The following is a 20,551-nucleotide window of genomic DNA, read 5'->3' as shown; positions in this document are numbered from 1 at the left end:
ATGAAGAGACTTGTTTTTATTGTTGAAGGAGACACTGAAATCATTCTTGTTGAGAAACTCATAGTACCTTATTTAATCTCCAAGGGTTTTAAGAATGTCATGCATGTTCAAACGATCATTACTAATAGAAAGCAACATAAAAAGGGCGGAGTCTCGACTTACGGAAAGTTTAAGAATGAGGTGGTGAGAACCTTGGCACAAGGAGATGTTATCGTGACTACATTAATTGACTTTTTTAGGCTTCCTACAGACTTTCCTAATTATACCGATGATTCCACACGTATTGCACAGATTGAAGAGGGTATTTCAGATGATATAAGTAGCCCTGATTTTTTGCCATACGTTCAAAGACATGAATTGGAGGCCTTAATGTTTTCAGCTATTGACGGTTTTGAGCTTGTAGTTGATGACGATGGTAAATTAAATCAGTTGAAAAAGATAATGTCTGATTACCCTAACCCAGAGGATATTAATAATTCACCGCAAACAGCTCCTTCAAAGAGGCTGTTTGATGTCTTTGGTTATGATAAAACAGGTGATGGCACACTTATTTTCGAAATGCTAGAAATAGAAGTGATTCTAAGTAAGTGTCCCCGTTTTAGAAAGTGGTTAAGCGATATTGAAGACAAGCTTTCTGAATGATTTGTCTATTGCAATTAGAAAATAATAAAACACATATGTCCAATAATAACCAAATCAACTGCCCTAATTGCGGTACTGCGATAGATGTACAAGATATTCTTTCTCATCAGTTAGAAGAGGAGATCAAGCAGAAGTATCAATCGCAATTACAAGCCGAGCAAGAAAAATTCAAGAGTCAGCAGAATGCTTTAACCAAAGCTCAAGAGGAGTTTGAAGAGAAAAAGCGCAAGGAGAATGAGCTGTTTCGTGAACGTTTAGAAAAGGAGTTATCGCAACGCTCCAAAGAAGCTGAAGAAAAGCTCAAAGCCAAGCTGGCCACTGAAAGCCAGGAGCAGTTTGAGGCCTTGCAAAAGGAGCTGAACGAGAAGTCGGAACAAGTCAAAGAACTCAACAAGTCGAGGGTAGAAATAGAGAAACTCAAAAGAGAAAAGGCTGAGGCTGCTGAACAAGCTGAGCTCAAAGCGCAACAAATGCTCAACGAAATGCTAGGGCAAGAGCGTGAGAAGATCTCTAAGTCGGAAGCTGAGAAAAATGAGCTTCGTTTCAAGGAGTTGCAAAAGCAATTAGAAGATCAGAAGAAGTTGACCGAGGAAATGCAGCGCAAGCAAGCCCAAGGTTCTATGCAGCTACAAGGCGAGGTGCAAGAGCTAGCCATTGAAGAATACTTGGCTGCTACCTTTCCTCTCGATACCATAGAAGAGATTAAGAAAGGTGCTCGTGGAGCAGATTGTATTCAGGTAGTCAACACCCGCACCGCCCAAAACTGTGGTAAGATCTATTATGAGTCCAAACGCACCAAAGATTTCCAAGCCGGTTGGATAGAGAAGTTCAAAGCCGATATGCGTGACAAAGAGGCCGATGTTGGCGTATTGGTGACTGAGGCCATGCCATCAGATATGGAGCGCATGGGACTCAAAGATGGGGTTTGGGTCTGTTCCTTTGCTGAATTCAAAGGCTTATGTAATGTACTAAGAGAGTCAGTGGTACAACTCAACAAAGTAGCCTTGTCTCAAGAAGGCAAAGGTGATAAAATGAGCTTGCTTTATGATTTCCTTACCAGTAATACCTTCCGCATGCAGGTAGAAGCCATTGTGGAAGGCTTCTCTCAAATGAAGAATGACCTGGAGTCGGAAAAACGCTCCATGCAGCGCATCTGGAAGCAACGCGAAAAGCAGATCGATAAGGTGGTCACCAATACCATCGATATGTATGGTAGCATCAAAGGCATTGCCGGTTCGGCTGTACAGTCTGTAAAGGCCTTGGAATTGGATCAGGGGTTGGAAGAGGATGGGGAGGAATAGGAAGTGAAGATGCAGTTGCTTACAGCAACTGCAGCCTTACTGTAAAAGTTCCGCAGATTTAATAAAACTTGTAATGATCACTCATGTAATCAAAAATGAGTATATTTGTATACTCATGTAATCATTATAGGTATGAAGACTCCAGTATTAACACCCAAACTTGAACGACTATTAGCAAATGTTGGTGAACAAATAAAACTGGCTAGACTAAGAAGAAAACTCAGTAGTGAACAAGTTGCAGAACGTGCTGGAATTAATAGAGGCACACTTGCTAAAATTGAAAATGGTCATCCTGCTACATTTATAGGTAATCTTTTAAATGTTCTCAAAGTTCTTGGGTTAGAGAATGACATCTTAGAATTAGCAAGTGATGATGAGTTAGGAAGAAAGATTCAAGATGCGAACTTGGATGTAAAAAGTAGAGCGCCAAAAAGATAGACATGTCGAAGTCAAAGGACCATAAAGAAATTCTGGTTTATGCCGATTGGGAAGGCCTGTCTGGGTCTGTGCCCGTTGGTGTACTCATTTCTGAACGTGTGCGCGGTTCTGAGGTCTTTTCATTTAGCTACAGCGAGTCATGGTTAAAGAACAAGTATGCCCAAGTCATAGATCCTGATCTTCAGTTGTACTCAGGTAGGCAATACTTGGCAGCAGGAGAGAAACAGAACTTCGGGGTGTTTACAGACTCATCACCAGATCGTTGGGGTCGTGTATTGATGCGCAGAAAAGAAGCTGCCTTGGCTAGAAAAGAGGAGCGAACATCCAAACCACTATTTGAAACAGATTATCTCCTTGGCGTTCACGATGAGCATAGAATGGGTGCTTTAAGGTTCAAATTAATAGAGGATGGGCCATTCCTAAACAACGATCGAGCATTGGCTTCTCCACCATGGACATCTATTCGTGAGCTAGAAGAGATCAGTTTAAAGTTGGAGGAAGATGATGTGGTTGACGATCCGGAATACTTAGAATGGTTAAATATGCTAATTGCTCCGGGTTCATCTCTGGGAGGTGCTAGACCTAAGGCGAGTGTTTTAGATCCCGATGGCCATTTGTGGATTGCCAAGTTCCCCAGTAAAAATGACGAAGGAAATATCGGTGCATGGGAATGGGTCACTTATCAACTAGCCCTAGAGAGCGGCATCCATATGGCACCTGCACAGGCCAAAACGTTTTCATCTACTCACCACACCTTTTTAGCCAAGCGATTCGATAGAACCGCAGAAGGTGGGAGAATACACTTTGCCTCAGCTATGACCATGTTGGGTTATGCAGATGGTGCTGATTTTCACGAAGGAGTGAGTTATCTTGAGTTGGTCGAATTTATCACCACTTCAGGCGCAAGGGTAAGAGAAGACCTTAAAGAATTATGGAGAAGGATCGTTTTCAGCATGTGCGTGTCCAATACTGATGATCATTTGAGAAATCATGGGTTTATGCTGACCAATTCCGGATGGAAACTATCGCCTGCCTATGATATCAATCCGGTAGAAACAGGGACCTGTTTAAAACTCAACGTTTCTGAAGATGATAATGCCTTAGACCTAGATTTAGCGATGGAAGTAAGTCCATATTTTAGAATGAAAGAAAAAGAGGCCTTAGCGATCATTGAACAAGTGAAGGGATCGGTAAAAAAATGGCAATCTATCGCTCAGGAGTTCGGTTTATCGCGAAATGAAATTGAAATGAAAGCCAATGCTTTTAGATTAGTAAATAGTTAGCACATGCCATGAAATTCACCGAAGCACAATTAGAACAAGCCTTTATCAATCTTCTCGGAGAAGAAGGCTTTACTTATGAGCCCGGCAATGCCATTGACAATGTGGTAGGTGAGCCCAAAGAGGCTTATGGGCTCTTGGTGCATGATGAAGTATTGCTGAAGGAAGAATTAGCTGCATTTCTAAAAAACAGGTACAAGGCAGAGGGCATTACAGATTCGGAAGTGCAATCCATCATCAAGGAGGTTAGTCGTTTTCCAGCCTCAGATCTGTATGAGAGCAATAAAGCCTTTATGAAAATGCTCTCGGATGGCTTTCTCTTCAAACGAGAAGACCGCTCGCAAAAGGATCTTTTTATTCAACTCATTGATTATTCAGATCAAGATCAGAATTCATATAAGATCGTCAATCAAATGGCCATTGAGGGCTTTGAGGTACGCATCCCTGATTTGATCCTCTTTATTAATGGTATGCCATTAGTGGTTTTTGAGTTTAAAAGCGCCATTAGAGAAGAGGCCACCTTAATGGATGCCTATAGGCAATTGACCACACGATATAGGCGAGACATCCCAGAGCTTTTTAAGTACAATGCCTTTTGTGTGATCTCTGATGGAGCCAATAGCAAGGCGGGCTCTTTCTTTGCGAAATATGACTTCTTCTATGCCTGGCGCAAGATCACGGGCAATGAATTAGAAGTAGATGGCATTTCATCTATGTACAGCTTGGTGCAAGGCATGTTGCAAAGAGATCGGTTGAGAGATATCATTCGCAACTTTATCTATCTACCGGATACCTCGAAGAGAGAAGACAAGATCGTGTGTCGCTATCCACAGTACTATGCGGCTAATAAGTTATTGGCCAATATCAAGGTTCATCAAAAACCACATGGAGATGGTAAAGGAGGTACTTATTTCGGAGCGACCGGTTGTGGAAAGAGCTTTACCATGCTTTTTTTGACTCGGTTATTGATGCGTGATAAGCATTTTGCTTCACCTACCATCGTCTTGATTACCGACCGAACTGACCTGGATGAACAATTAAGTGGTCAGTTTACAAAAGCCAAAGGCTATATCGGAGATAATATTGTAGAGTCTGTTACCAGCAGAGAGCATCTCAGAGAATTACTTCAAGGCAGAAATAGTGGTGGTGTGTTCTTAACCACCATCCATAAGTTTACAGAGGATACTGAGTTACTGACAGACCGAACGAATGTGATCTGTATTTCAGATGAAGCCCATAGAAGTCAGATCAATTTAGACCAGAAGGTTTCGGTTACGGCAGCTGGTGTCAAAAAGACCTATGGCTTTGCTAAATACCTTCATGAATCCTTACCGAATGCTACCTATGTCGGCTTTACGGGTACACCAATCGATCAGACCATGGCTGTTTTTGGGGACATTGTTGATTCCTATACCATGACTGAGTCGGTGAAAGACGAGATCACCGTTAGGATCGTTTATGAGGGTCGTGCTGCAAAGGTGGCGCTTGAAAATAGCAAGCTGAAGGAAATTGAAAAGTACTATGAGCAATGTGCAGATGATGGTGCCAATGAGTACCAGATAGAAGAAAGTAAAAAGGCTTCGGCCAATATGAGCGCGATTTTGGGAGATCCAGACCGGTTGGAAGCGCTTGCTAAAGACTTTGTAGAGCATTACGAGAAGAGAATTGGTGAAGGAGCTACCATCAAGGGTAAGGCCATGTTTGTGAGCTCAAGAAGAGATATAGCTTTTGAACTTTATAAGGAATTGATCAAGCTCAGACCGGATTGGGCTGAAGTCCGGATCGATGAAGAAGGAGCAGAACTTACAGATAAAGAGAAAAAAGAGATCAAACCGATGGAAATGGTCAAAATGATCATGACCAGAGACAAAGACGATCCTCAAGAATTATATGAAGCCCTTGGTTCAAAGGAATATCGCAAGGAGCTAGACAGACAATTCAAGAATGAGAAGTCAAACTTCAAAATCGCCATCGTGGTGGATATGTGGTTGACTGGTTTCGATGTGCCTTTCCTAGATACCATTTATATCGATAAGCCCATTCAGCGTCACAACCTGATTCAAACCATCTCCAGGGTGAACAGAAAGTTTGCTGGTAAGCACAAGGGCTTGGTAGTGGATTACATCGGTATCAAGAAGCAGATGAATTTGGCCCTTGCTCAGTACGGCAAATTCGAAGGAGAGAATGTGGAGAATATCGACCATTCTGTCACGGTCGTTAAAGATCACTTAGACTTATTGGCTAAGCTTTTCCACAAATTCGATAGTTCACCATATTTCACCGGAGATCCTATCATGCAACTCGATACATTGAATGGGGCATCAGAATTCGTTCAGAAGGCGCAGGCTGTAGAAAAGCGCTTTATGAATTTGGTGAAGCGAATGAAAGCGGCTTACGATATCTGTTGCGGCTCAGAAGCTTTTAGTCAAGAAGAGCGTGATTATATCCATTTCTATTTAGCAGTTCGATCTATTGTCTTTAAGCTCACAAAAGGAGATGCACCTGATATTGATCAGATGAATGCCAAGGTGCGTGAGATGATCAAAGACGCCCTGAAAAGTGATGGCGTGGAAGAGCTTTACAAGATCGGTGAAGATGCTGAGAAAGAGGTAGACATCTTCGATGATGATTATTTGGCCAAGATCGATCGCATCAAACTACCTAACACCAAGATCAAGATCCTTCAAAAGCTACTAGCACAAGCCATTGATCAGTTCAAGAAGGTCAATAAAGCTAAGGGCGTCAACTTCAGTGAGAAGATGGAAGCCTTGGTGAAGAAGTACAATGAGCGTGATCCGGATGTCCTAGTGTCAGATGTCCTGGATGAATTGGCTGGATCTCTTTCAGATATGATCTATGAGCTTCGAGAAGAGATGAACTCCTTCGAAGATATGGGCATTAGCTTTGAGGAGAAGTCCTTCTATGATATCCTCCAGGCATTAGCGCGTAAGTACGACTTTGAGTATCCGGAAGATCAGCTGATTCCATTGGCCAAGAAAGTGAAAGAAGTCGTTGATGACAAAGCCAAATATACCGATTGGAACAAGCGAGAAGATATCAAAGCCGGTCTTAAGGTAGACCTGATCATTTTACTTGCCGAGCATGGTTATCCACCGGTAGATCGAGATGAAGTCTATAAAGAGATCTTCGAACAAGCAGAGAATTTTAAGAGGAATAGAAGCTGATTGCCATTGTCCCATTGCTAGTTAGGGTTTTATTGTTTCTTGGTATTTAAGTCTTTGGTTACGATTTCAAGCATGTAAAATGCATTCTACTTTTCTATTACCGCGTCAATAGTCGAGGCTTAAAAGGACAATCAGAAATGGTTGTCCTTTTTTTATTGTGCAAATCTGTGGGTGGGGTACGCATATTTCTAGTCAATTCCTTAGATTAGTTTCTGTTGTACAATTCATGACCTCTAGAAGAAACTTTCTGAAGCATACCTCGCTGGCAATAGGTGCTACTTATTTAGCTGCATGGCTTCCGTTGAAATCGTCGGCCCAACAGTTTAAACTTTCCCTCAATCCGGGTGCTATAGGTGTACAACTCTCGAATGAAGAACTACTTGAGGCCGCAAAGCAATATGGTTTTCAGGCCATTGCACCACAACTCGCAGAAATTGAATCGTGGTCGACTGGACAGCTGGATGACTTCAAAGAAACCATGACTAGGGAGACGATCAGTTGGGATGCAGCCGGTTTACCAGTCGAGTTTAGGCAAGTCGAGGACAAGTTCACCGCGGATTATCAAAAACTACGGACCATTTTACCAAAACTAGAGCGATTGGGAATAGAGCGCATGTCGACTTGGATCATGCCCTGCCATGATGACTTGAACTATGAGCAGAATAGGGACCTACATGCGACTAGATTAAGAAAGACCGCCCATCTTCTAGCTGATCATAAGATACGCTTGGGCTTAGAATATGTAGGGCCATTGACCTTGAAGCAAAGCAAACGTTATCCTTTTGTGTCTAATCTAGCAGAAGTGAAGGAATTGATCTCTGCTATCGGAGCTGCTAATGTGGGGGTACAACTCGATGCCTTTCACTGGTATTGTGCTGGTGAAAACCAAAAAGATTTACTAAGCTTAAAAGCTGAAAATATCGTAACAGTAGACCTGAACGATGCCAAAGCGGGCAGATCGAGAGCAGCACAATTGGATTGGGAACGAGAGCTTCCTGGTGAAAGTGGTGTCATCGATCTCAAGTTATTCCTGCAAGCACTGGACGCTATTGGTTATGATGGGCCCATACGTGCGGAACCTTTTAATGCGAAATTGAACGAAATGGAGAATAACGCAGCACTGCGTGTGACAAGCAAGGCCATGCACGCTGCGATAAAACTAATTGACTGAAAACTCATCTATGCAAATCATTGATTCACAAAAAACATACGATGTCGCCATTGTAGGCTCCGGAGCTGGAGGGGGTATGGCCACAAAGATCTTGTCCGAAGCCGGTTTTGATGTAGCCGTGCTCGAGGCTGGCCCTTTTTTCGATCCGGCCAAAGACGAATACAGAAACCAGCTGAGATGGCCATGGGAGTCTCCAAGGAGAGGAGCAAGTTCTGACAGACGCTCTTTCGGCGATTTTGATGCGGCTTATGGCGGTTGGAATATCGACGGAGAACCGTTTACCAATGGACCTGGAACTGATTTCTGGTGGTTTCGATCTCGGATGTTAGGGGGTAGAACGAATCATTGGGGGCGTATTTCCCTGCGTTTTGGACCCTTGGACTTTAAAAGGAAAAGTGTCGATGGCCTAGGCGATAACTGGCCAATTGGCTATGATGATGTGAAGCCCTATTATGATAAGGTCGATAAGCTGATCGGGGTTTTTGGCTCCAAAGAGAATATTCCAAATGAACCGGATGGCTTCTTTTTACCTCCACCAAAACCCAGGTTACACGAATTGTATTACATCAAAGGGGCTCGTAAAGCAGGCATTCCGGTGATTCCTTCGCGCTTGTCCATTTTGACACAGCGCATCAACGACCAGCGAGGCGTTTGTTTTTATTGTGGTCAGTGTAATCGGGCCTGTCAAGCCTATGCGGATTTTTCATCGGGTACTTGCCTGATCTTCCCCGCGCAACGTGGCGGTGGTAAGGTTTCGCTGTTTACCGATGCCATGGTCAAGGATGTGACCACCAATGCAGAGGGCAAAGCGACGGGCGTGAATTACATCAACAAACTTGATCGCAAAGAATATCACTTGAAGGCTAAAGTTGTGGTGATGGCAGCATCTGCCTGCTCTACAGCACGTATTTTACTGAATTCCAAAAGTGCACAACATGAAAACGGATTGGGCAACAGCAGTGGTTTAGTTGGTCACTATTTACATGATTCCACAGGAGCCAGTCGCATGGCCTATATTCCGGAGTTAGTGGATCGAGACATCTACAACGAAGATGGCGTTGGGGGCATGCACGTGTACACTCCTTGGTGGTTGAATGATAAAAAATTGGACTTCCCTCGTGGTTATCACATTGAAGTATGGGGAGGAATGGGGATGCCGAGCTATGGCTTTGGCTTTAACCCGAATGACATTCACAAGACCATTGGCGGTACGGTTGGTGGTTATGGCAATTCGCTCAGGGACGATGTCAAGCGGTATTACGGTGCTATGCTGGGAGTGTCTGGCAGAGGGGAATCGGTACCGCAGAAAGATAATTATTGTGAGATCGATAATGAGGTAGTCGATCAATGGGGCATCCCTGTCCTTAAGTTCCATTACCAATGGACCGATTATGAGGTGCAGCAAGCCAAGCACATGCAAGACACCTTCGAAGAGGTGCTGACAGCAGCTGGCGGTACCTTGCTAGGGAATAAGCCAGGCAAGGAGAGCAACTATGGCCTGACAGCACCCGGTCAGATCATTCATGAGGTCGGTACCACACGGATGGGGAATGACAAAAAGACCTCGGTAACGAATAAGTACAATCAGCTACATGATTGTGAGAACGTGTTCATTATGGATGCCGGGCCTTTTGTGTCACAAGCGGATAAAAACCCGACATGGACGATCCTAGCGCTCGCCTGGAGGGCCTCAGATTATTTAGTTGATCAAGTCAAAAAGAGAAACATCTAAGCCATGAAAAGAAGAGAATCCTTAAAATCAATGTTGGTCGGTTCGGTAGCCGGTGGTTTGTTAGTTACCGGCTGTTCTCCTGAGGAGCAAGCACTTGCACAAGAGGAGCAAGGCTTACCCGGCTATGGCAGAAATGAACAAGAAAAAGAGCACGATCGAAAAGTATTGGCTGAGGTGTTTCTAAATGAACATGAGCTTGAGACAATTGCGGTTCTGTGCGACATCATTTTACCAGCGAATGCAAATTTTGGCAGTGCTACAGATGCGAAAGTACCAGAATTCATAGAGTTCATTGTGAAAGACATGCCTAACCATCAGCTGCCTATTCGCGGTGGCATTGCCTGGATCGATAATCACAGCCGCGCTAAATTCAATTTAGAATTTAAAAAGCTGACCGAAGAGCAACAATACGAGATCTGTGATGAGATCGCCTTTCCAGGCAAAACGAAGCCTGAGCATTTAGCAGGAGAGAGGTTCTTTACGCGCATGCGAAACTTGACCTTAACCGGCTATTATACGTCGGAAATCGGGATCAAGGATTTGGGTTATAAAGGGAATGTTCCAAATGTTTGGGATGGTGTACCTGAAAATGTGCTGGCCAAGCAGTCTGTTTCCTATGAAAAGGAGTGGTTGGACAAATGCATTGATCAATCGAAACGAGGCCAATTGGCGCAGTGGGATGAGGATGGAAATATCATGTATAGCTAGATGAAAAGAGTCTCTCTATTTGTTATGGTAGTGGCCATTTTCGTGGCTTGCGAGGACAAAAAAAAGGCTGTGGCCTTAGGTCCGGAAGCATTCAGCAACTTAATGACCAATGAGATAAGCTTGCAGCTTGTTGATGTCAGAACGCCTCAAGAGTTTCTATCGAGACATCTTGAGAATGCACTGTTGATTGATTTGTATTCCCCTGACTTTGACGAACGAATATCAAACCTGAATAAAGAACAGCCTATCGCGGTTTATTGTGAAGTGGGTCAACGGAGCTATCAGGTTTTTGAAATGCTTCAAGAAAAAGGGTTTAAAGAAGTATATCATTTGGAAGGAGGCATTAATGCCTGGATCAACGCCAAGAAGCCAGTTCAATGGTAGAAAGATTATTTCCGGGCTTTACTCCGCAATGTTTTTGAGTTGCATTTGAAGTCCCAATAAAAAAGCCTCATTTTTATACAGGTTATATTAAACCGAAAGAAAAGGTCATGGATTTAGAACTCAATCTCTTAGAAAAGTACTTGTTGATTGCCCTTGATGATGAAAAGGGGAAATTCATCAATGATTCCATTCATTTGCACTACGGATTTGCAGGGGCCATTATGCTCGAACTGGCCGTCAGAGGCAAAATTGAGGTGTACGGTGATAAAATTCTTCTGAAGGATAAGTCAACAGAAAAGGAGATCGCCTTGAATAAAGCCATTTTATACTTGACTGAAGAAGGGCAAATGAAGACCAGAGGTCTCATTGGGAAGCTCGCCAAAAAGGCCTCCCAATTTAAGAACGATACCCTTCAGCGATTGATCAATAAGGGCGTTTTAGAAAAGAGAGAAGACAAGTTCTTGTGGATCTTCTCCAACGATAAATACCCAACGCATAATATGTTACCCGAGACCAAGGTTCGCGAGCGGTTAAATGACGTGGTGTTACAGCATAAGAGACCTCAGGCAGAAGATTTGATGCTTTTAAGTTTGATCAATGTGTCGAATTTAACGAAAGAGGCCTTCAGGGAACAAGACAACCACAAAGAGATCAAAAAGCAGATCGAGGTGTTGACCTCCGACATGAAGATCTCACAAGTGATCAACGCCTCTATCCGTGAAATTCAAGCAGCGATCATGATCGCCATCACGAGTGCCGTTGTAGTTACCACTGTGACCAACAACTAACATTTCTTGCTAGAAGGTATAGCCTAATTTGAAGGCGATTACTTCCTGTCTTTCAATACCGACACCAAAAAGGAGGCGCTTTGTTTTTCCATAGAACCCTCCAGAATAACCGATTTGCATTGATCTTTCGATATAATCGTCTCCTGAGGCCATGTACAATGACGGACCTACAAGTGCATTAAAAAAGTATCTATTTCGCTTATCTCTTCCATTGAAATAAATTCGCCCACCACCCAATATATTGATCGCTGCAGCAGTCTCGTAATTGGAAGTGAAATTCATCGAAACTTGTGTATCCCAACTAAGCCTATTTACATTTGCCTTGTACATATTGGCGCCGAGATGAAAGCCTCTTGCAGGCTCGAAAAAATCCCTTTCAAGCCCTGTTACATATCCTGTTGTTACACTGAGCTCAACTTTTTTATCTGACGTTTGCGCAATTGCTGTTTGCGTCAACAATACAAATAATAGGACTGATGTAAATTTTTTCATTCTTGGTTTTTCCATTTTCCTCCAAAAAGTGTGAGACCGATATTAAAATGCACATAGTAATCGCGCACTTGACCGATGGTTTCATCGAGATCAGTGACCAGATCAGTATCAGGTACATAAGTGAAAGCAAAGCCATATCGGAACTTACCCCATTCAAAACCCAGCTTGGCTAAAGCGCCAATTGTACCTTTTGATGAGCTTGAGATTGCGTTTTCAATATCTCCGGGAGCAAAAACCTCCACAGTGCCATTCATTCTAAAGTAGCCTAGACCAACACCCACATAGGGTTGAAAGCTTTTGCCTCGCTTTCCTAAATAGTATTCGTAGGTAAGGGGTAAGAAGATGCCTTGAATATTGTCAGTCTCGTCATCATAGCCGAGTGTATTGTCATTCAGATTGACATCTCGACCAAATAAACCGGGTAGCTCTATTCTTAGACCAATATTACTTCTATCCGAAATATTGTATTTGGGTTCAAAACTGATCTGAAAGCCAAGATTTGGTCCTAAAAGAGGGCCAAACTCTACGCTTCCTTTAAATCGGCCTTTTTCTTGTGCCGATAGACTCAATGTGCAGAGAAGAAGGAAGAAGCTGATGTAAAACTTTTGAATCACGATCATATAACGCAACAATGTTGCATGAAATTATAGCTTTAGCAATAGGCAAATCAATTGATAAAGTAGACGTAACATCCCGGTAAACTATCGCGCACTTGCTCAATCACTTTAGGATCGAGTGGATTTTGTGACAAAGTGAGATTTCTAAGCCCAAAAAGGTCATTGATCGTCTTTGGGAGCTCTTTCAATTGGTTTTTACCAAGTTCTAGTGTTTCAAGTCTTTGTAGTGAGCCTATGGCGGAAGGCAATGCGATGATCTGGTTTGAAGAGGCTTTAAGCTCGACAAGCTCTTTGAGTTTGTCGAGCCTTTCAGGCAGTGTGCTGAGTTGGTTGTCACTGACATTCAGTTTTTGCATTTGGGTCAGTTCAGTGATCTCTTCTGGTATTTTATCTAGCAGGTTGTGGTGAAGCATCAGTTCAAACAGCTTCGTCAGCTGACCAAAGTTTTCCGGAAGCACTTTGATCTGGTTGTAGTCAAGCCAAAGTCGTTGAAGATTCGTTAATGTCGAAAAGTTTTTGGGTAGATATTCCAATTGATTGCTGCCTGCAAATAACCATTCCAATTGCTTGAGTTGAGTGAGCGCTTCCGGGAAATTACGCAATTCGTTATTCCCAACTGTCAATGATTTCAGACTTTTGAGGTTGCCAATCTCTTCAGGCAGGGTTTTGATTTTGTTCACTCTTAAGTCCAGGTGCTGGAGTTTATGCAATTGACCCATGGATGAGGGTAAGGTGACGAGTAGATTGTTTGATGCATTGACTTCAACCAAATTCTTTAATTGACCGATATCGGCGGGTAGGGATGCTATCTGATTATTGGCAATATTCAGTCGTTCCAGGTTGATGAACTGTGCTAATTCGCTAGGTAGCGCTTGGATACCTTGATTACTAAGGTCTAGCCCATACACCGCTTCAGGTTGAGCTAGCGCTTGCTCTAGAGAATTGTAGGTGATGTCTGGTTGGGCATTGATCTGGAAACACCATGCCAAAACTAAGGTCGTTGTCACAATTCGCATAAAAGATCTACTCATACTCGCGAAGTTAAAAGAATGGCGGAGAGCAACTCAAGCAAGGGGTACGAAATCACAGGATTATAAAATTCATTCAAAAAATGATCAACTCGTGCGCACTAAACTTATCAGCACTTTTATATTTTTGCCAAGCAAATAATCACGATATGGGAAGAGCATTTGAATACCGCAAAGCTGCTAAGATGAAGCGCTGGGACAAGATGTCCCGAATATTTCCAAAATTGGCCAAAGCCATCACCATGGCGGCTAAAGAAGGCGGAGCAGATCCGGACATGAATGCCTCACTGCGGACGGCAATTCAAAATGCGAAGGCCGAAAACATGCCAAAAGACAACATCGAGAATGCCATTAAGCGGGCAAGTAGCAAAGATGTTGAGGCCTATGTAGAGATCAATTATGAAGGAAAAGGACCACATGGCGTACTGGTTTTTGTTGAATGCGCAACAGATAATCAGAATCGAACCGTGGCCAATGTAAAATCCTATTTCAATAAAGCCGGAGGTGGCTTAGTGCCTAATGGCTCTTTAGAATTCATGTTTAGCCGTAAAGCGGTTTTTGAATTCATCAAACCCGAAGAGATGGATTTGGAAGAACTGGAGCTGGAATTGATCGATGCAGGGCTGGAAGAAATTGAAGAAGTAAATGTGGGGGATGAGGAAGAGGAATTAAAAGTTTTCGTCTACGGCGACTACACCAATTTTGGTTCCTTACAGACTGCTTTGGAAGGCATGAACATTGAAGTGAAGAACGCCGCATTGAAACGATATCCTACCACCCCAGTTGAATTTTCAGATGAGCAATTGGAGGAAATTGAAAAGATGCTCGACAAGCTTGAGGAAGACGATGATGTGCAGGCCGTTTACACGAATATCGCCTAAAAACAACTCGCGCCCTTTGGTTTGAATTGTGGGTCGACCCATGAAAAACCAAAATAGTTGCGCTTTATCATAACCCATTGCTTTTTTCACTTGTTAAGTAAATCAAAACAATAATCAATTATGGCTCAAATCACATTAGGGGGAACCCCGACAAATACATCAGGCGACTTGCCATCCGTTGGTAGCTCGCTTAGCAATTATCAATTCACAAAGCATGACATGTCTCCTTTAGACCTGTCATCACTCAAAGGGCAAAAAGTGGTTTTAAACATTTTCCCTAGTGTGGATACAGGCGTTTGTGCGACTTCTGTAAGGACGTTCAATCAAAAAGCGGCGGCATTGGATAACACCACCGTTGTGTGTGTATCGAAAGACCTACCTTTTGCATTGGCAAGGTTTTGTGGAGCGGAAGGTATCGAAAACGTCGCAGTAACCACTGACTTTAGAATTCCTGAATTTGCACAAGAAAATGGTGTATTGATCACTGATGGCGCATTTGCCGGATTAGATGCCCGTGCGGTCATCGTCCTAGATACTGAGGGCAAGGTGATTTACACCGAATTGGTTCCTGAAATTGGACAAGAGCCGGATTATGAAGCGGCGCTTGCTGCCCTTTAATAGTTATTAAGGCCCCAAGACTGGGGCCTTTTCTTTTACCACTCACAGAAATTCGACTGTCGGCATCAGCGCAACTTGTTAACTTCGTCGGCGTTTAAAAGCGAACGAACGAACCCTATGAAAAAAGTTGTTACAGTCTTTCTCGCTATTATTCTTTTCACACCTCTTGCCGCTCAGGCTCCGAAAAAACTCAATGCTGCAGAAATCAAACAAGCCCTCAATAAACTTGAGGTATTGGGTGCTGTGATGTATTGGGCAGCGCATCCTGACGATGAAAATACTCGGATGATCGCCTATATGGCCAATGAGCGCAATATGCGCACGGCATACCTGGCCATGACCCGAGGAGATGGGGGACAAAACTTGATCGGAACAGAGATCAGAGAGTATTTGGGCATCATCAGGACACAGGAATTGCTCGCCGCAAGAAGAATGGATGGCGGAGAGCAGTTCTTTACCCGAGCTAATGACTTTGGCTACTCGAAAAATCCTGACGAAACATTTGAGATTTGGGAAAGAGAAGAAGTTTTGGCTGATGCGGTTTACAACATCCGTAGGTTCAAACCGGACATTATTATCACCCGTTTCGATACCGCGCGTTCAGACGGTATGCATGGCCATCATACGGCATCAGCCATCTTGGCGCAGCGTGCGTTCGAGCTTGCAGCAGATCCCAAGGCCTTTCCCGAACAATTGGAAACGGTGGATCTCTGGCAACCCAAAGGACTTTACTGGAATACCTACAATTTCAGAGGAACGAATACTAATGAATTTGACGGTGAACCTGGCTATTTTTCAGTGCCGCTGGGAACCTACAATGCATTACTGGGGAAGTCCTACGACGAAATATCAGCATTGAGCCGTTCTCAGCATAAGTCGCAGGGCTTTGGAAGTACGGGAAGAAGGGGAGAGTTGAATGAATACCTGGTCTACTGGAAAGGAGAGATGCCTACGGGCGATGTATTCGCTAATGTCAATACAAGCTGGGAACGCGTAGAGGGTGGAAAAGAGATCGGTCAGCTACTTCACAAGGTCAATGAGAATTATGTTATGGAAAATCCTGCCAATAGCATCAAAGACTTGATGCGTGCCAGGCAGTTGATCACTGAAATTAACGACACGTATTGGAAAGAAGTAAAGCTCAAGGAAATAGATCTTATCATAAAGTCTGTTTTGGGTCTGTATTTAGAAGTAGTAGCAGACACACCTACTGCCACTCAGGGCGACAACGTGACCTTAAGTCTTGAAGCCATCAATCGATCCAACGCATCGGTGACCTTAAGCGGCTTTGAATTAATTGGTACAGCAACGAAGCTGTCGACACAACAACAGCTTGCTAATAACCAAGGCTTCCGAGCACAGCTATCCTTCACGGTAGACCGCCCGGTCTCTCAGCCGTATTGGTTGGAAGAGGAGGCGTCGCTCGGCATGTATCGCGTGGATGAGCAGGCCCTTAGAGGGTTACCTCAAAATAAACCGGCCTATGTGGGGCGTTTTAATTTAACCATAGAAGGAGTTTCTTATTCTTATGAAACGCCAATTGTATTCAAACGCAATGATCGGGTCATTGGTGAATATTATAGGCCCTTCGTAATTACACCTCCCGTATTGGCCAATATTCAAGAGTCGGTATTGGTTTTTCCTGAGACAGAACCGAAAGAGATCAACGTGACCGTAATCGCTGGAAAGGATGATGTCTCTGGAGAATTAACCCTTGATGTTCCCGCCAACTGGAAGACATATCCAGAAAGGCAATCCTTTAGCATAGAGAAAAAGGGAGGGGAGTTCAGGGCTGCTTTTCAAGTAATGCCTCCGGCTGAATCCTCTGAAGGATACGCTACGGCCACAGTATTTTATGATGAGCAGCGTTTTCAGTCTGGGCTAAAGGAAATCGATTATCAGCACATTCCTTTTCAGACCATTTTCCCAAAAAGTCAGGCGAAAGTGGTTAAAGTAGAACTTAAAAAGAAGGGACAATATGTTGGGTACTTGATGGGTTCTGGTGATGCGATCCCTGAGAGTCTTGAACAGATAGGCTACAAAGTGGACATGTTGGATCCCAACAACCTGTCAGCCGAAAGTATCAAAGGATACGACGCTGTGATCCTTGGCATTAGAGCTTTCAATACCATTGATCGTATGCCATTGATTCAACCCGAATTAATGAACTATGTGGAAGCTGGTGGAACCGTTATTGTACAGTACAACACTTCCATGCGTGGCCAACCGGCTATAGGACCCTATCCATTTTCTATTTCACGCGATAGGATAACAAAAGAAGAGGCAGAGGTTACCATTTTGGCCCCTGATCATCCTGTAATTGATGGTCCAAATAAGATCAAAGCAAAGGATTTTGAAGGTTGGGTTCAGGAAAGAGGTTTATATTTCCCCAATGAATGGGACGAAAGGTATATCCCAATTTTAGCAGCGAACGACCCTGGTGAACCTTCTCGAAATGGTGGATTGCTAGTGGCAGAATATGGAAAAGGGTATTTTGTGTATACTGGTTATTCTTGGTTTAGGGAATTGCCAGCAGGTGTTCCGGGGGCTTTTCGCATCTTCGCCAATATGATTTCTCTCGGCAATGAGATTCCAGAATATCACCTTGATAAAGAGAATAAGGAATGAGCGGGGAAAGACCAGATAAGCCCCTTTTTGGTAAGAGTTGGAAGGCTACTTATGTGCTTATAATTTCTGTATTGGCTGTTTTAATTTTACTTTTTTACATTTTCACCAACACGTTCTCATGAGTTCAATCGACTGGATCGTACTTTTTGGTACCCTTGTGCTAATTGTCAGTTATGGCGTTTACAAGTCTCGAGGTGCTCAAAGTATGGAGAGTTACCTAAAGGGAAATGAAAAAACCAAGTGGTGGGCAATTGGCTTGTCTATTATGGCGACTCAAGCCAGTGCGATCACCTTTTTGTCGACACCGGGGCAAGCTTACACGGATGGCATGCGTTTCATCCAGTTCTATTTTGGTCTGCCCATTGCCATGATCATTATTTCGGTCTTCTTTTTGCCGCTTTATTACAAGGCCAAGGTATATACAGCATATGAGTTCTTAGAAAGCCGTTTTGATCTGAAAACAAGGATGTTAGCGGCATTTATCTTCTTAATTCAACGAGGTTTGGCTGCCGGTATAACGATCTATGCACCTGCCATTATTCTCTCGACATTATTGGGTTGGTCATTACAGATCACCATCATCGTGATAGGGGTGCTAGTGATCATTTACACAGTCAGTGGGGGTACCGAAGCCGTTACGCAAACCCAGAAGCAGCAGATGGCTGTAATGATGGGCGGTATGGTCGTCGCCGGTATTTTGGTGATCAAAGCCTTGCCTGAAGGAGTAGGGATGACGGACGCCTTGCACGTTGCAGGAAAGATGGGTAAGCTCAATGTGGTCAATTTTGAGTTTGACTTGAATGATCGCTATAATTTTTGGTCCGGTATTACTGGGGCGGTGTTCTTGTTTCTGTCTTATTTTGGTACAGATCAATCGCAAGTCCAACGCTATCTTTCGGGAAGATCATTGTCAGAAAGCCGCCTGGGCTTGATGATGAACGGTTTATTGAAAGTTCCTATGCAGTTCATCATTTTACTCATAGGGGCCTTGGTCTTTGTTTATTATCAATACAATCAGCCGCCAATCTTTTTTAATGAAACCATCCGACAAGAGATCTCTGCTGACCAAGAATATGGAACCGACTTTCGACTACTGGAAGAGGAATACCAAGATGTGTTTGCGGAAAAAAGGACCTTGGTTGATGAATTGAATGATGCCGTTCGCTCTGGGAACGAGGAGGAAGTTCGGTCTGCACAGCAGAATTTAAATGCCCTACAAGCTGATGCAGACAACATCAGAGAAAGTGCCAAGACGTTGATCAATGAGGCGTTGCCTGATCGGGAAACGAACGATAAGGATTATATCTTCATGAATTTTGTCATGAGTACGATGCCTGTAGGGATCATAGGCTTATTGTTTGCCGTGATCTTTAGCGCCGCGATGTCCTCCACTTCTTCAGAACTCAATGCGCTCGGTTCTACCACCTTGATCGATTTTTATAAAAGAAGGATTAACCCCGGCGGTACGGATCAGCATTACCTAAAGTATTCTAAGGTATTCACGCTAATGTGGGGCGTAATTGCGATTATTTTTGCCTCTACACTCAGCCTTTTCGAGAACTTGATTCAGGCAGTAAACCTGATCGGTTCGTTGTTTTACCCTATTATATTGGGCATTTTCTTGGTCGCTTTCTTCTTCCGATCGATCAAAAGCAATGCAGTTTTTCCGGCGGCCATTTTAAGTCAGGCGATCGTGATCTTTGTGCATTACCTCAATACACAAGGAACAGCAGGTCCTTTTACCATGGGTTTTCTTTGGTACAACGCCTTTGGCTGTATTATGGTGATCCTAATCAGTTTTTTATTGAATGGATTCGTGAATAAGAGTCAATCACCCGATAGCAATTCCTGACAATCTTTGAGGATCTTATGGTGTTTTCGTTGATCGATCAAATTCAGTCGAAAAGATTCTTCCATCAATTGCTTACAGAGCACCGTTTCTGCATTCAGCAGTTTTTGCTTTTCGTTTTTGGTGAGCGACTGGAGACAGGTAATCGGGTATAATGCAGATATTTCGATACGTTCTCTAAGGCTTCCTCGGTGTGGGTAATCCCAACTGATCAACGTGATGTCGTAGCAATTGGCATAAGTGATCGCATCGGTCGTAAATCTCGTGTTTGTGGCAACGACACAGCGATAACGATGGCCGCTGTCTTCCATTTGCCCATTGAGGATGTCGTTGTAGCGAGAATGAACGTACATGACCACCTTGACATCGGATTTGTACCCCGGCTGGCTATGATGCTTACATTCGACAATCAGACGCTGTTCTGTGTTCTCAGCATAAACATCGACCTCATGCTCTAGGCATTTGCCTTGCATCATGATCCCTACCTTTCGTTCAAAGCCTTGATAGGCAAGGAGGTGTCCGATGTAATGCTCTAGGGGATAGCCAGAGGGTCCAAGTTGTAGAATGGCATTTTTCAATCGGTACTTTCCAGCCAGCTTTACAGATGATTTTCTAAGAATGGCATAGGCTTGGTTATAGATCTTTTTCGTTGTGGTGACCAGTTCCGTTCCAAGCATTACTTCTTGAATGATGTGTTGGATCAATTCCTCATTCGCTCCTGAACGAAACAAACTCTTTCGTAGCTTATCTGCTTCGAAGACTACCCGATCGCCATTCGATTTTTTTACCCATTTCTCTTCCATGCGTAG

18 protein-coding genes are annotated in these 20,551 nt (G+C 43.5%); 14 read left to right on the top strand and 4 right to left on the bottom strand.

The window, feature by feature from the left end; translation table 11 throughout:
• The 10 genes from AC2D6U_RS05425 (at nt 1) to AC2D6U_RS05380 (ending at nt 11,629) form a co-directional block, all read left to right on the top strand.
• Entirely contained in the window at nt 1-642 is a 642-nt protein-coding gene (locus tag AC2D6U_RS05425; protein WP_484719934.1) for a DUF4276 family protein, read from the top strand.
• Between the two features lie 35 nt (nt 643-677).
• A complete protein-coding gene (locus AC2D6U_RS05420) occupies nt 678-1,943 on the top strand; it encodes a DUF2130 domain-containing protein (RefSeq protein ID WP_484719933.1) in 1,266 nt (421 codons plus the stop codon).
• Between the two features lie 132 nt (nt 1,944-2,075).
• Entirely contained in the window at nt 2,076-2,381 is a 306-nt protein-coding gene (locus AC2D6U_RS05415; RefSeq protein ID WP_484719932.1) for a helix-turn-helix domain-containing protein, read from the top strand.
• 2 nt (nt 2,382-2,383) lie between these two features.
• Entirely contained in the window at nt 2,384-3,664 is a 1,281-nt protein-coding gene (locus tag AC2D6U_RS05410) for a type II toxin-antitoxin system HipA family toxin (RefSeq protein ID WP_484719931.1), read from the top strand.
• Between the two features lie 8 nt (nt 3,665-3,672).
• A complete protein-coding gene (locus tag AC2D6U_RS05405) occupies nt 3,673-6,846 on the top strand; it encodes a type I restriction endonuclease subunit R (RefSeq protein WP_484719930.1) in 3,174 nt (1,057 codons plus the stop codon).
• Nucleotides 6,847-7,072: 226 nt separating this feature from the next.
• The gene (locus AC2D6U_RS05400) at nt 7,073-8,017 is read left to right on the top strand and encodes a sugar phosphate isomerase/epimerase family protein (protein ID WP_484719929.1); all 945 of its coding nucleotides are present in this window, start codon (nt 7,073-7,075) and stop codon (nt 8,015-8,017) included.
• Nucleotides 8,018-8,027: 10 nt separating this feature from the next.
• Nucleotides 8,028-9,749, top strand: coding sequence for a GMC family oxidoreductase (locus AC2D6U_RS05395; protein ID WP_484719928.1), 1,722 nt, complete (start codon nt 8,028-8,030; stop codon nt 9,747-9,749).
• A 3-nt stretch (nt 9,750-9,752) separates the two neighbouring features.
• Nucleotides 9,753-10,457: a gluconate 2-dehydrogenase subunit 3 family protein gene (locus AC2D6U_RS05390; protein WP_484719927.1), complete on the top strand. Its 705-nt coding sequence runs from the start codon at nt 9,753-9,755 to the stop codon at nt 10,455-10,457.
• Complete coding sequence (locus tag AC2D6U_RS05385) at nt 10,458-10,841, top strand: rhodanese-like domain-containing protein (protein WP_484719926.1); 384 nt, start codon at nt 10,458-10,460, stop codon at nt 10,839-10,841.
• 107 nt (nt 10,842-10,948) lie between these two features.
• The gene (locus tag AC2D6U_RS05380; protein WP_484719925.1) at nt 10,949-11,629 is read left to right on the top strand and encodes a GOLPH3/VPS74 family protein; all 681 of its coding nucleotides are present in this window, start codon (nt 10,949-10,951) and stop codon (nt 11,627-11,629) included.
• A 9-nt stretch (nt 11,630-11,638) separates the two neighbouring features.
• Here the strand turns inward: AC2D6U_RS05380 and AC2D6U_RS05375 are convergent, their stop codons facing one another.
• The 3 genes from AC2D6U_RS05375 to AC2D6U_RS05365 are packed head-to-tail and all read right to left on the bottom strand — an operon-like array spanning nt 11,639 to nt 13,769.
• On the bottom strand, nt 11,639-12,121 hold the full coding sequence (locus AC2D6U_RS05375) for a hypothetical protein (protein ID WP_484719924.1): 483 nt from the start codon (nt 12,119-12,121) through the stop codon (nt 11,639-11,641).
• Nucleotides 12,118-12,741, bottom strand: a complete 624-nt coding sequence (locus tag AC2D6U_RS05370; protein ID WP_484719923.1) for a hypothetical protein — start codon at nt 12,739-12,741, stop codon at nt 12,118-12,120. Before AC2D6U_RS05370 ends, AC2D6U_RS05375 begins: the two co-directional genes overlap by 4 nt.
• A 47-nt stretch (nt 12,742-12,788) precedes the next feature.
• On the bottom strand, nt 12,789-13,769 hold the full coding sequence (locus tag AC2D6U_RS05365; protein WP_484719922.1) for a leucine-rich repeat domain-containing protein: 981 nt from the start codon (nt 13,767-13,769) through the stop codon (nt 12,789-12,791).
• A gap of 146 nt (nt 13,770-13,915) precedes the next feature.
• Here AC2D6U_RS05365 and AC2D6U_RS05360 point away from each other — a divergent pair, with 146 nt between their 5' ends.
• From AC2D6U_RS05360 to AC2D6U_RS05345, 4 genes are all read left to right on the top strand, one after another.
• On the top strand, nt 13,916-14,647 hold the full coding sequence (locus tag AC2D6U_RS05360; protein ID WP_484719921.1) for a YebC/PmpR family DNA-binding transcriptional regulator: 732 nt from the start codon (nt 13,916-13,918) through the stop codon (nt 14,645-14,647).
• A 120-nt stretch (nt 14,648-14,767) separates the two neighbouring features.
• Nucleotides 14,768-15,265, top strand: coding sequence for a thiol peroxidase (gene tpx, locus AC2D6U_RS05355; RefSeq protein WP_484719920.1), 498 nt, complete (start codon nt 14,768-14,770; stop codon nt 15,263-15,265).
• Between the two features lie 117 nt (nt 15,266-15,382).
• Entirely contained in the window at nt 15,383-17,893 is a 2,511-nt protein-coding gene (locus AC2D6U_RS05350) for a PIG-L family deacetylase (protein ID WP_484719919.1), read from the top strand.
• Between the two features lie 118 nt (nt 17,894-18,011).
• Entirely contained in the window at nt 18,012-19,745 is a 1,734-nt protein-coding gene (locus tag AC2D6U_RS05345) for a sodium:solute symporter family protein (protein ID WP_484719918.1), read from the top strand.
• Here AC2D6U_RS05345 and AC2D6U_RS05340 read toward each other — a convergent pair.
• A complete protein-coding gene (locus AC2D6U_RS05340; RefSeq protein ID WP_484719917.1) occupies nt 19,721-20,545 on the bottom strand; it encodes a restriction endonuclease in 825 nt (274 codons plus the stop codon). The genes AC2D6U_RS05345 and AC2D6U_RS05340 overlap by 25 nt on opposite strands.
• Nucleotides 20,546-20,551: the final 6 nt, after the last annotated feature.

The sequence above is a fragment of the Roseivirga sp. YIW32 genome (genome assembly GCF_057219245.1).
Note: the sequence above shows the minus strand (reverse complement) of the source record. Positions and strands in the feature narration are given on the sequence as shown.

What these genes read in the sequence shown, in the direction of transcription:
- AC2D6U_RS05425 (WP_484719934.1), top strand. Translation starts at nt 1, where the DNA reads ATGAAGAGACTTGTTTTTATTGTTGAAGGAGACACTGAAATCATTCTT.
- AC2D6U_RS05420 (WP_484719933.1), top strand. Translation starts at nt 678, where the DNA reads ATGTCCAATAATAACCAAATCAACTGCCCTAATTGCGGTACTGCGATA.
- AC2D6U_RS05415 (WP_484719932.1), top strand. Translation starts at nt 2,076, where the DNA reads ATGAAGACTCCAGTATTAACACCCAAACTTGAACGACTATTAGCAAAT.
- AC2D6U_RS05410 (WP_484719931.1), top strand. Translation starts at nt 2,384, where the DNA reads ATGTCGAAGTCAAAGGACCATAAAGAAATTCTGGTTTATGCCGATTGG.
- AC2D6U_RS05405 (WP_484719930.1), top strand. Translation starts at nt 3,673, where the DNA reads ATGAAATTCACCGAAGCACAATTAGAACAAGCCTTTATCAATCTTCTC.
- AC2D6U_RS05400 (WP_484719929.1), top strand. Translation starts at nt 7,073, where the DNA reads ATGACCTCTAGAAGAAACTTTCTGAAGCATACCTCGCTGGCAATAGGT.
- AC2D6U_RS05395 (WP_484719928.1), top strand. Translation starts at nt 8,028, where the DNA reads ATGCAAATCATTGATTCACAAAAAACATACGATGTCGCCATTGTAGGC.
- AC2D6U_RS05390 (WP_484719927.1), top strand. Translation starts at nt 9,753, where the DNA reads ATGAAAAGAAGAGAATCCTTAAAATCAATGTTGGTCGGTTCGGTAGCC.
- AC2D6U_RS05385 (WP_484719926.1), top strand. Translation starts at nt 10,458, where the DNA reads ATGAAAAGAGTCTCTCTATTTGTTATGGTAGTGGCCATTTTCGTGGCT.
- AC2D6U_RS05380 (WP_484719925.1), top strand. Translation starts at nt 10,949, where the DNA reads ATGGATTTAGAACTCAATCTCTTAGAAAAGTACTTGTTGATTGCCCTT.
- AC2D6U_RS05375 (WP_484719924.1), bottom strand. Translation starts at nt 12,121, where the DNA reads ATGAAAAAATTTACATCAGTCCTATTATTTGTATTGTTGACGCAAACA.
- AC2D6U_RS05370 (WP_484719923.1), bottom strand. Translation starts at nt 12,741, where the DNA reads ATGATCGTGATTCAAAAGTTTTACATCAGCTTCTTCCTTCTTCTCTGC.
- AC2D6U_RS05365 (WP_484719922.1), bottom strand. Translation starts at nt 13,769, where the DNA reads ATGAGTAGATCTTTTATGCGAATTGTGACAACGACCTTAGTTTTGGCA.
- AC2D6U_RS05360 (WP_484719921.1), top strand. Translation starts at nt 13,916, where the DNA reads ATGGGAAGAGCATTTGAATACCGCAAAGCTGCTAAGATGAAGCGCTGG.
- tpx (WP_484719920.1), top strand. Translation starts at nt 14,768, where the DNA reads ATGGCTCAAATCACATTAGGGGGAACCCCGACAAATACATCAGGCGAC.
- AC2D6U_RS05350 (WP_484719919.1), top strand. Translation starts at nt 15,383, where the DNA reads ATGAAAAAAGTTGTTACAGTCTTTCTCGCTATTATTCTTTTCACACCT.
- AC2D6U_RS05345 (WP_484719918.1), top strand. Translation starts at nt 18,012, where the DNA reads ATGAGTTCAATCGACTGGATCGTACTTTTTGGTACCCTTGTGCTAATT.
- AC2D6U_RS05340 (WP_484719917.1), bottom strand. Translation starts at nt 20,545, where the DNA reads ATGGAAGAGAAATGGGTAAAAAAATCGAATGGCGATCGGGTAGTCTTC.